The organism is Shewanella sp. A22 (genome assembly GCF_053850585.1).
Window position 1 is genome coordinate 1 of record NZ_JBSQBN010000249.1, and the last position, 1254, is coordinate 1254.

At 41.1% G+C, this 1254-nt stretch carries 1 protein-coding gene; it reads right to left on the minus strand.

All coding sequences use genetic code 11. The features are described 5' to 3' along the window. Positions 1-41: 41 nt before the first annotated feature. Positions 42-1183 (minus strand): IS3 family transposase gene (locus ACWXWT_RS20540; protein WP_456043409.1). Its coding sequence is split into 2 segments (ribosomal slippage): positions 42-934 and positions 934-1183, totalling 1143 coding nucleotides; the frame shifts between segments, so codons are not numbered across the junction. Positions 1184-1254: the final 71 nt, after the last annotated feature.

Here is a 1254-nt window from a genome sequence, read left to right on the forward strand (position 1 = left end):
TGATGTGGTCAAGTAAAACTGTACACAAACAGGGGGCGTTTTTATGCTGCCATTTCGGCAGCTGTTGGTGTCATATAATTGTTATAACTATGACCACGTTTTGTATTGTAGTGCTTTAGTATGTAATTCAGCACATCATGCTTCGCTTCATCAAAGTTATTGTAGCCATACTTAGGCATCCACTCTGTTTTAAAACTTCTAAAAAAACGTTCCATTACCGCATTATCCCAGCAGTTTCCTCGTCGACTCATACTCTGCGTTATTTGATACTTCCACAGCATTTGTCGATATTGAAGACTACTGTAATGGCAACCTTGGTCAGAATGAAACATCAGGTTTTTGGGCCGTCCACGACTTTCAAATGCCATTCTTAATGCTGCACAAGTCAAATCAGTATTTGGGCTGTCAGAGCAAGCCCAACCCACCACTTTTCTTGCATACAAATCCATTACTACGGCTAAATAAAGCCATTTAGTTCCAGACCAAATATACGTCACATCACCACACCAAACCTGGTTTATGACGTCAACGTTAAACTGTCGCTTTAACAAGTTAGGCGCGATTGTAGGCTCATCATTCGCTATCTTGTAGCGATGTTTTCTGGGTTGGCTACTGATAAGTCCTGCATCTTTCATTAAACTGGCAGCCTTATAACGGCCAACATTTTCACCTAATTGATTGAGCTGGCCTGCTATCGTTCTCGCGCCTGCTGAGCCTCGGCTATCACGGTGGATTGCAATTGCTTGCTGGCGCAATTTCTCACGTTCAGGCTTCACTAGTCCACGATGTTTGAGATGATAATGGTAGCTACTACGCGGTATTCCAAACAAATGACAAAGCTGTTTGACAATGTTCTGCTCTCTCGATAACGATTCAATTAATGCTATCGTTTGATGTTGTCTTGCATTAAGAGAGCGGTAGCCTTTTTTAAGATATCTTTCTCCCATTCAATTTTCTTAATTTGAGCTTCAAGCTCTTGAATTCGTTTTTGTTCGGGAGTAATGGCATTAGCTGATGGAGTAATACCTTCAAATTCTTGTCTTAGCTGGGTTACCCAACGTCTAATCGCTGTCGGGCCTACGCCGGTTGCATCACAAGCTTCTCGGATTGTGTAGCCTTGTTTAATCACAAGGTTAGCAGTATCTATTTTAAATTCTGTTGAGTAAGTTGGTTGAGTCTTCATTACTTTTTACACCGTTTTATCTTAAGGCAAGTTTACCTCATATCGGTGTACAGTTTCATTAAGCCACAATA